Annotated in this window: 8 protein-coding genes; 1 reads left to right on the forward strand and 7 read right to left on the reverse strand. The window is 54.2% G+C overall.

The features are described 5' to 3' along the window. From EJP87_RS11080 to fur, 7 genes are all read right to left on the reverse strand, one after another. The coding region (locus EJP87_RS11080; protein ID WP_193771306.1) for a cation:proton antiporter at window positions 1–1,012 on the reverse strand (1,012 nt) is incomplete at its 3' end. Window positions 1,013–1,070: 58 nt separating this feature from the next. Then, window positions 1,071–3,749 carry a glycosyltransferase gene (locus EJP87_RS11085; RefSeq protein WP_130471940.1) on the reverse strand — a complete coding sequence of 893 codons (2,679 nt, stop codon included), beginning with the start codon at window positions 3,747–3,749 and terminating at the stop codon, window positions 1,071–1,073. A 216-nt stretch (window positions 3,750–3,965) separates the two neighbouring features. Continuing rightward, entirely contained in the window at window positions 3,966–4,748 is a 783-nt protein-coding gene (locus EJP87_RS11090) for an endonuclease (protein ID WP_227657588.1), read from the reverse strand. Beyond that, window positions 4,745–5,272: a DUF4381 domain-containing protein gene (locus EJP87_RS11095; protein ID WP_193771307.1), complete on the reverse strand. Its 528-nt coding sequence runs from the start codon at window positions 5,270–5,272 to the stop codon at window positions 4,745–4,747. Before EJP87_RS11095 ends, EJP87_RS11090 begins: the two co-directional genes overlap by 4 nt. Then, window positions 5,265–6,272 (reverse strand): DUF58 domain-containing protein, encoded by a 1,008-nt coding sequence (locus tag EJP87_RS11100; RefSeq protein ID WP_130471942.1) that lies wholly within the window; start codon window positions 6,270–6,272, stop codon window positions 5,265–5,267. Before EJP87_RS11100 ends, EJP87_RS11095 begins: the two co-directional genes overlap by 8 nt. After that, on the reverse strand, window positions 6,269–7,237 hold the full coding sequence (locus EJP87_RS11105) for an AAA family ATPase (RefSeq protein WP_130471943.1): 969 nt from the start codon (window positions 7,235–7,237) through the stop codon (window positions 6,269–6,271). The genes EJP87_RS11100 and EJP87_RS11105 overlap by 4 nt, the downstream gene beginning before the upstream one ends. Window positions 7,238–7,282: 45 nt before the next feature. After that, window positions 7,283–7,717, reverse strand: coding sequence for a ferric iron uptake transcriptional regulator (gene fur, locus EJP87_RS11110; protein ID WP_227657589.1), 435 nt, complete (start codon window positions 7,715–7,717; stop codon window positions 7,283–7,285). Window positions 7,718–7,948: 231 nt separating this feature from the next. Here fur and EJP87_RS11115 point away from each other — a divergent pair, with 231 nt between their 5' ends. Continuing rightward, window positions 7,949–8,713 carry a HesA/MoeB/ThiF family protein gene (locus EJP87_RS11115; RefSeq protein WP_130471945.1) on the forward strand — a complete coding sequence of 255 codons (765 nt, stop codon included), beginning with the start codon at window positions 7,949–7,951 and terminating at the stop codon, window positions 8,711–8,713. The last annotated feature ends 175 nt before the right edge of the window (window positions 8,714–8,888 follow it).

Here is an 8,888-nt window from a genome sequence, read left to right on the forward strand (position 1 = left end):
CAGGCAGAGCGGTACCGAGAAATTTTCCGGCAACGGAGGTGAGAGTTGCAATCAGGAAGATATTGAACAGGCCGCTGGAAAAGAGATCAAAATAGGTGGTCAAGCCGGTGCGAGTAAAGAAGAAGGGCAAGAGAATCATCACTGTAATGGGTTCAAGCTGGGCGATGATGGCCTGAGCAGCCCGGCGTGGCATGATTGCTCCAGCGACAAAACCGCCCATGATGGCGTGCAAACCACACCATTCGGCGATCAAAGCGGAGCCGAAGATGGTGGCACAGACCAGGATCAAGCCGCCTTCGCTCAAGGATTCCTGGCTGCCAATGCGCTGGCGCAGTTGGAAACGAATTGGAAAGAACATGAGCAACAGATAGAGGGTTGCCACAATGGCCAACCAAAAACCGCTGAGTGAGGTGGTAGGGCGGTTGGGGAGTCCCATGAGCAAAAAGGCCAGCAATACCCAGAGAGTTGCATCGTTGATAGCGGCGATACCCAGGGAGATGCGTCCCACACGATGGTTGATCAAGCCGCTTTCGCGGAGAATGGCACCCAATACGGGCAGGGCAGTAACGCCGATGCAGACGCCGATAGCAGCGGCAAATTGACCGGGAGTGGCGGCAGTACCGACTGCTTCAGGATGGATGGTGGCGATAAGCCAGCCGGCCAGAGTTCCCAGCAGGGTTGGAGTAAAGATGCTGGAGAGACTGACCACGGTAAAAGAGCGTCCCAAACCTTTAAATTCAGCGGGTTGCAGGTGCAAACCGGTGAGGAAGGCAAAGAGGACGCCAGCCAGCCAGGAGAGTCCAGAGAGGGTAGTCAAGGACTCTTGCGTAAACAGAGAGGGCCAGAGATCGGGGGCCAGGCGGCCTAAGACGGCTGGACCCAGCATGATACCGAACAAAATTTGCACCACGACCAAAGGCACCCAGTTGCGCAGCCGAAGCAAGCGCCAGACCAGATAGGGCAGGCAGACCAGCAACAGGGAGTGGGTGAAGAAGAGGGCAATAGTGGTCATGGAGCCAATATGAATCGGGTAAAGAGAGAGTTGGATCAAGAGTGAAGCGGTAAGCGTTTTATTCTTTTTGGGTCGGGATGACTGTTTCTCCTGATTCCGGGGTGATGGGCAGAGAGTCTGCAACAGATTCGCTGGGAGAGGATGCCGACAGGGTGGCAGGCAGTGCATCCACTTTACGGTTGGGCAGGCCGCTGATTGCCGCCATGACCAAGGTAACAGCGTAGGGGATGGATTGCACGATCAGGACGTTGACCCAGACACGGGTATCGACAAAATCAAAGCCAACATGGACATAAACTCCCCCTGCTGCGATCCAGAAGGCCAGCATAAGCAGGGTTTCATCACGAGCGGTCGCCAAAGCCCGCCAAAAGCGGTGACCATGCGCCATTTTTGGGGTGCGGAAGAAGGGTTTATCCTTGCCGAAAAACCCTTCGATGATGGCCAGGGAGATGGTATGGGAGAGTGAGAGACCGGCAACGGCAGCGGCGACCGAGTTGCCAAAGCTGATGCCGACGTTGGCGGAATAGAGATAGAAATGTTTGAGCAGTTTGAAGGCAAAGAGGGCCAGAGGCAGAGCACTGAAGACCATTGAAGGAGAATCGATATGCAAGGGGGCGACGATCATCCCGGCAGACCAGAACAGAGCAAACAGATTGAAGAGCAGGTTAAAGCCATCGGCCAACCAAGGAATCCAACCGGCAAGAAAGTGGTAGCGTTGGCCCCAGCTCAGGTGTGAAGGACGCCAGCCAAGGAGTTCGCCAATATGAACGCGCAGGATCCGTACTGCACCGTAGGCCCAACGGAAGCGCTGTTTTTTGAAATCGACGAAGGTGTCTGGCATCAAGCCTTCACCATAGCTGCGTGGTACATAGAGAGCCTGATAACCCCGTTCAAAAATGCGCAGACCCAGCTCGGCATCTTCGGTGATGCACCATTCGGCCCAACCGCCAATATCCACCAAGGTGCTGCGCCGTACCATGGTCATGGTGCCGTGTTGGATGATGGCGTTGCGTTCATTGCGGGTGATCATGCCGATATAGAAAAAGCCGCGATATTCGGCATAACACATCGATTTGAAGAGACTTTCGTCTTGGTCGCAATAGTCTTGTGGTGCTTGGACAATCGCCACATCCGGTTTTTGGAAGGGAGGAGTCAAATCACGCAGCCAGCGCGGATCGACCAGATAGTCGCTATCGATAACGGCGACGATTTCGGCGCGGGCATCGGTATGGCGCAAGGCAAAGTTTAAGGCCCCAGCCTTGAATCCCGGCAAAGGATCCTCGTGGAAGAAGCGGAAGCGTTCTCCCAGTCTGTGGCAGTGGTCGCGCACCGGTTCCCAGACTGCAGGATCCTTGGTGTTGTTATCGATGACGATAACCTCGTAGTAGGGATAATCCAGTTTGGCGAGGGCATTCAGAGTGGCGATCATCATGTCCGGTGGTTCATTATAGGCGGGGACATGAATGGAGACCCAGGGGAGATGGCTGTCATCCGGTTTGTCGGGCGGATTGATGGCGCGTCTGCGGGCATTGACCCAGACGGCTTCTGCCCATTCGTGCGCTTCGGCAAAGAAGACGACGATAACGCCGATCATGCCCAACCCCAAGAGGATGCCGACCACCATGGCGCTGTTGGTGAGATATTGTTGGCTATAATTGTAGACTACCCATACCGCCAGAGAGGCTACGGCATAGGCCAAGGCAGCCAAGAATAAGCGACCTCGTCGGCGCAGGGTGTGGCTATCCAGGAAGAGCAGGGTGATGACAACCATTCCGACCAGGAGGGAGGCGGCGGCCAATACATACCATTGGGGAATACCGACGATGGGGGCATCAAAAGGAAATTTCGGTTTGCGATTGGCATCATAGACGCCCCAATAGGCGCCGACCCCACGCTCCAACGATTTGGTTTTCCAGGGTTGATCGAAGGCTTCGATCACATAATAGACATATTTTTCTTTGATGGCGCGAGCTAAGAAACGGCGCAGAAAGGTTGCCTGTTCGACCATGCCGACTTTGGCATTGATCCGGGTGCGTCCGGCGCTGGGCCAACCGACTTCACCGATGATGATCGGTTTGTCCGGATAGGCCTCTTTGATTTGGTTCATGCGGCCAACAATATAATCTACCGCCTCTTCTTGGTTGACCCCTTCCCAGTAGGGGAGCATGTGGACGGTAATAAAGTCGCAATGTTCTACCAGTTCAGGATATTTTAACCAGATATGCCAAGGTTCGGCGGTGCTGACAGGGGTGCTGACGGAGGCGCGCACGCGATCCAGATGGCCAATCAACTGTTCGATGGTGCGTTGGTTGTGCAACAAAGTTTCGTTGCCGACGATTACCCGGACCACGTTGCGCCAGTTGTTGTTGACCACCTCGATTAATTTATCAATTTCCGTTTCATTTTTAGTCTCATCGGTATTGTCTACCCAGGCGCCGACCATGACGTTGATACCATATTTGCGTGCCAAGCGGGGAATCTCGCCCAAGGTTGCCTGTACGGTGTAGGTGCGGATGGCATGGGTTTTGCCCGAGAGCAGAGCCAAATCCTCTTCGATCTGTTCAGGGGTGGGATGAATTCCCTCTTGAGGGTTTTGCTCGGCCCTGTAGGGGGAAAAGGCAAAACCCATCACCCGATCGGGCCAGAGAGGCTCTTCCAGAGGCTGGTTGAACCAGGCCCACAAGCTGAAGGTGACCAGTGAAACGGCGATGACAATCAACCAATGACTTGGTTTCATGGAGCGACTTCCGAAAGACAGCAGAGGATAATGATAGACTAGGCATGATCCGGCTCCACGCAAAGAGCCGAGCCGAGGTCAGCCGAAAAATCCTATACCAATTATGACCGCACCGCAAGGAGGATGCACGCCGCAAGCGACAACTCTCTCCTGGGTGGCTGTGGTATAATTATCCAGAGAATAAATGTTTTTGCTTGTTGGTTGCGCAGAGTGGGATCATGGCGATGCAGTCGCCTCAACAAAGGGGTTGCCATTGCCTTGCAGCGCTTTGATGCGGCGATTGCGCTCCCGTTCCCAGGCATCGACCGGATCCTCCTTATCCCAACGTTCAAAGAGTTTGCGCTGTGTTTCGCTGATGGGAAGGTGGTAAAACTTTTCAAAATAGAAATAGGTGCGGGCGATGTCGCCCCGAACGGCGGCTCTGGGTTGCACAATATCGGTGTGAAAATCGATCTTAAAATCGCAGGCCCCATACTCTCCTCCTTTGCCAGCGACCAGGCCAAAGGGGCGATTTCCCCGATCCGCATTCAACTCACCCACTGCTGGCACCAGATTATGCAGATCTCCCTCCATGGCATTGAAGAGAGGATCCTGCTCTTCACAACACTTGCGGCCTTTGAAACTTTTACCCTCTTTTTGGCACACCTCCTCCCGCCAGCAGATTCTGCCTCCGCCAAAGGCATGGGCAGGGACAATATGTTCCCACTCCAGGCGTTCGCCCCGTTGCACATTTTTTCGTGCCACATAGCCGCAGCCCGTGGGATCGATACGATGCTGTTTGTCATAACGACAGGCACAATAGAAGGTCTCCCGATGGTCGCTGAAGATCTGATCGGCCAGCTTTTTTGCTTCATGAAAATCGCGAATTTTATGGGGAATTTGTATATTTTCGCTGGCCACAGGCATCTGTTGATTTTTCTGTGGAGTGGGTGCAGAAGAGAAGTGGGACCAAGCCAGGAGAAGTGCAGCGATGATCAGGGCATAAAAGATCTCTTTCATGGTGTTACTGTCAGCCTCCCGGGCAAAGAGTAGTCATACAGCCAACGCTGACAGAGGGCGAGCAAAGCGCTGCGTTCTGTCATAGAGAGGGGAGTGATCCCCCCCGCAGGGTTTTGAAAAGGATAGGAGAGCAATACTCTGCCGATGCCTGTTTGGAAAGGCTGTTGGGGATGGTTTTGATCCAAAAAGTGCAGCCATGCTTCACCGGTTAACGCGGCAAGCGAGCGCTGTTGCGGCTCTGCAGTGGCGTGCATGGCAACCCGTCGCAGCAAGAGGGAGAGATCACTGACCAGTTGCTGATCCTGTTGATGTTGCTGATAGGCTTGCTGCAGATTGTGCAGCTCCTGCAGAGCAAGTCGTCGCAGCCTGGTCATGCGCCGCTGTCGCCAAAAGAGACGGACCATAATCAGGGCAAGCAGCAGAGAGACCAGAACGATAATCCATCCTGGAGCAGGTGGCCACCAGGAGGGAGGGTCGGGAAGATGGATGGGTCGCAAACCGTTGAGAGGGGAGGGATCAGCCATAGCGCTGTGCCAGGGAGTGCAGAGAAGGGGCAAACAGGGCAAAAAGTTTGGCCAGCACATCCTCACTGGTTGAGCAGTGCACAAAGCCTATACGATGGTTGTGACAAAATTGCTGCAGATGCTGCAAGCGGCTGTAAAAGGCTTCGGCATAGCGCTCCTGTTGGGCTTTGCCAGTGCTTTCCAGCATAAAAGAGTGTTGGCCGTCGCGGATGGGATAATGGCCTGGAGGGGGAAGAGTATATTGCAGGGGATCAGAGATCTGGATCAGCAGCAATTCGTTATGACGTGCCAAATGGCGAAGCTGTAGCAGCATCTGTTCAGACAAAGGATGCCAATCGCTTACCAGGGAGAGACGGCTTCCCGGTTTGCTGAGACGGCGGAGACGCAGCAAGGAATCTTCGAGCAGAGGAAGAGGATTTTCTGCGGAAGGAGTGTTGCCGGGTATAATGTGGGACAAGAGGCCGATCAAACGCAGGACGCTGCGTTCATGGCGCTGGGGAGGCAACTCCTGGTCACCCTGCTCGTTGCAGATGACTGCGCCCAGACGATGGCCAATGGCGACGGCGTGCCAGGCGAGCAGGCTGGCAGCACGGGCAGCGATGACCGCTTTGAAGCTGCCGCGGCTGGCAAAGAAGAGGGAAGAGCGCAGGTCGATCCACAGCAGGGAGGTGCGTTCGCGCTCTTCATGGAACAGTTTGGTATGGGGTTTGCCGGTGCGGGCGGTAATGCGCCAGTCGATATGACGCACCTCATCGCCTGCCAAGTAGGGACGGCTTTCGGCATATTCGATACCGTTACCTTTATACGGGGAGGGGATGGGACCACTGTGCGGCGAACGGCTGTATGAGAGCGTGGAGGGGAGTGAACGTGCAGGATGACGCAATTGCACAAGAGAGGAGCTGACGATACGGGTTGCCCAACCGCCTGGAACCGGGTCAGGACCGAGTGCGCTGGGCGCTGCGGAAGAGGGGTAGATACTCTGCCGGGGTGAGGCGATCATGGTGCAGGCACCCGCTCCAGCAGCATAGAGATCACCTGATCTGGGGTCAGACCATTGGCTTCGGCATGATAGGTCAATTGAATTCGATGGCGCAGCACATCGGGAAGCAGATCTTGAATATCATCAGGGGTCACAAAATGGCGCCCCAGCAACCAGGCATTGGCGCGGGCGCAGCGATCCAAAGCCAAGGTGGCGCGAGGCGATGCGCCATACTGCAGGATTGTCGCCAGATCATTGCCATACAGTTGTGGTTGTCTGGTGGCCATAATCAGTTGCAGCAGATATTCTTCAACCGCTTTGGCCATGTGGACCTGCAAAATCTCTTGCCGGGCGGCAAAAAGGGCCGTTTGCGGCAAGGGGTCGCGGATCGGTTCAGCGCCCTGGCGTTGTTGACGGCTCTCCTTGCGTACCAGTTCGAGAATGGCACGCTCTTCGTGCAAGCTGGGATAATCGATGCGCACCAGCAGGAGGAAGCGATCCAGTTGTGCTTCGGGAAGGGGGTGGGTTCCTTCCTGTTCAATGGGATTTTGCGTGGCCATGACCAGAAAGAGCTCTGGCAAAGGATGGCTGGTACTGCCGACGGAGATTTGCCGCTCGCCCATGGCCTCCAGAAGAGCCGATTGCACTTTAGCCGGGGCCCGATTGATCTCGTCGGCAAGAATCAGGTTATGAAACAAGGGTCCGTGGCGAAAGCTGAAACTCCCCTGTTGCGGATGAAAAATTTCTGTACCGGTCAGATCAGCGGGCAAGAGATCTGGGGTGAACTGAATCCGACAAAAAGAGCCCTGAATGCCAGAGCTGAGAACCTGAATGGCGCGCGTTTTGGCCAGTCCAGGGGCTCCCTCCACCAGAAGATGACCATCGGCCAATAAAGCGGTGAACAGGCGAAGGAGGAGCCGATCCTGTCCGATGATCCGTTGTTTGACATCGGCCAAAAGGGCGTGGATGAGGGGTTGACTGGACATGATAATAGAAGATGACTGACCTTTGGTCTGGAGCACTCAAGGCAATTAGCGATTTTGTTTGCCTGGACAATGGGGATCATCACAGGAAATATAGAGATAGAGGACATGACCGTGCAGAGTATAGCCGGCCTCTTCGGCAATTTTTCTTTTTCTCTCTTCGATGATGGGATCGTTGAATTCAATCATTTTTTTACAGTTGATGCAGATCATATGATCGTGGTGTTGCTCTCCGGCCAACTCATAAATGGCACGGCCATCTTCATGGCGATGACGGTATAATAGGCCAGCCTGTTCAAACTGGGTCAATACCCGGTAGACAGTAGCCAAGCCCATGCGAAAGCCGTTGGTTTGTAATTTTTGATGAATCTCTTCGGCGGAGAGATGTACCTCTTCGTTTTCTGAGAACAGGGAGAGCACACTCATCCGTGAAAAAGTGGGACGTAGTCCAGCGTTAGTCAGGTCTTGCAGATTGCTTGTCACGAGCCATTCTCCCAGATAAGACAGAGGGCATTCCCTTGTCATTCTGCCCCATGTTGCAAATAATGCGCGCTTTCAGCGACAATTTGCAAGGGAAACTAAATGGCGAGGGAAACTAAAGCGGTTGTTTCATGCTGTGGGTCAATGATAATGATCTCTTGTTTGGGGTGATTGCAGAGAGGGTAGCCTTTGCCCAACAGTGTGCATTTTTCAGGGGGTCGGGAAGGGATTGGTATGGATTTTTCGTCTGAGCAGTTGCAACGCTACTCTCGGCAGTTGTTGTTGAAAGAGATGGGAGGCCAGGGACAAGCGCGTTTGTTGGCCAGTCGGGTTGTGGTGGTGGGAGCAGGTGGTTTGGGTTCGCCGGCTGCCTATTATCTGGCAGCAGCAGGGGTGGGTCGATTGCTGGTGATCGATGATGATCGGGTGGAGTTGTCCAATTTGCAGAGGCAAATTCTCCATACCAGCGATCGTGTCGGAGAGGATAAGGCGCAGTCGGCAGCAACCGCCTTGCGGGCGCTTAATCCTGATACGGAAGTGATTCCAATTGTCTCCCGACTGCATGCCGAGAATGTGCAGAGCATTCTGGCCGAGGGGGATGTCATTGTCGATGGCAGTGATAATTTTGCCACCCGATATTTGTTAAATGAGGCTTGCTTGCAGGCGGGAAAGGTGTTGGTTTCAGCAGCCGTATTGGGTTTTGAAGGGCAGTTATCCACCTTTCGCCATGGTGTGGATGGTTCGGCCCCCTGTTATCGTTGTTTGTATCCTGAGCTGCCCCAATCGGGAGCGCAACCCACCTGTCGCAGTGCCGGAATTTTGGGCGCGGTTGCCGGTGTGCTGGGGGCATGGCAGGCGGCAGAGACGATCAAGGAGATTGTGGGTATTGGTGACTCTTTGGCTGGCTCTTTGTTGTTGCTCAACCTGCTGCATGGCCAACTGCTGCGCATCCAGATCAGCAAAAATCCAGCTTGTCCGGTGTGCGGCAGCAATGTGTGATCTGTTTATTCGTAACTATTCAGTACCCAAATCAACTGCGGGTCCAGGGAGGGCACCTCCCTGGCCGGGTCCAGGGATGGAATCCCTGGGATTTTGTTTTTAATCGGAACTTTCGACAGAAAAAACGCGCTATTATGTTGACATCATTGTATAAAACAATGAAATCGCTTTATGC

Origin of the sequence: Candidatus Magnetaquicoccus inordinatus (genome assembly GCF_004217665.1) — a bacterium.
Lineage (GTDB): Bacteria > Pseudomonadota > Magnetococcia > Magnetococcales > Magnetaquicoccaceae > Magnetaquicoccus > Magnetaquicoccus inordinatus.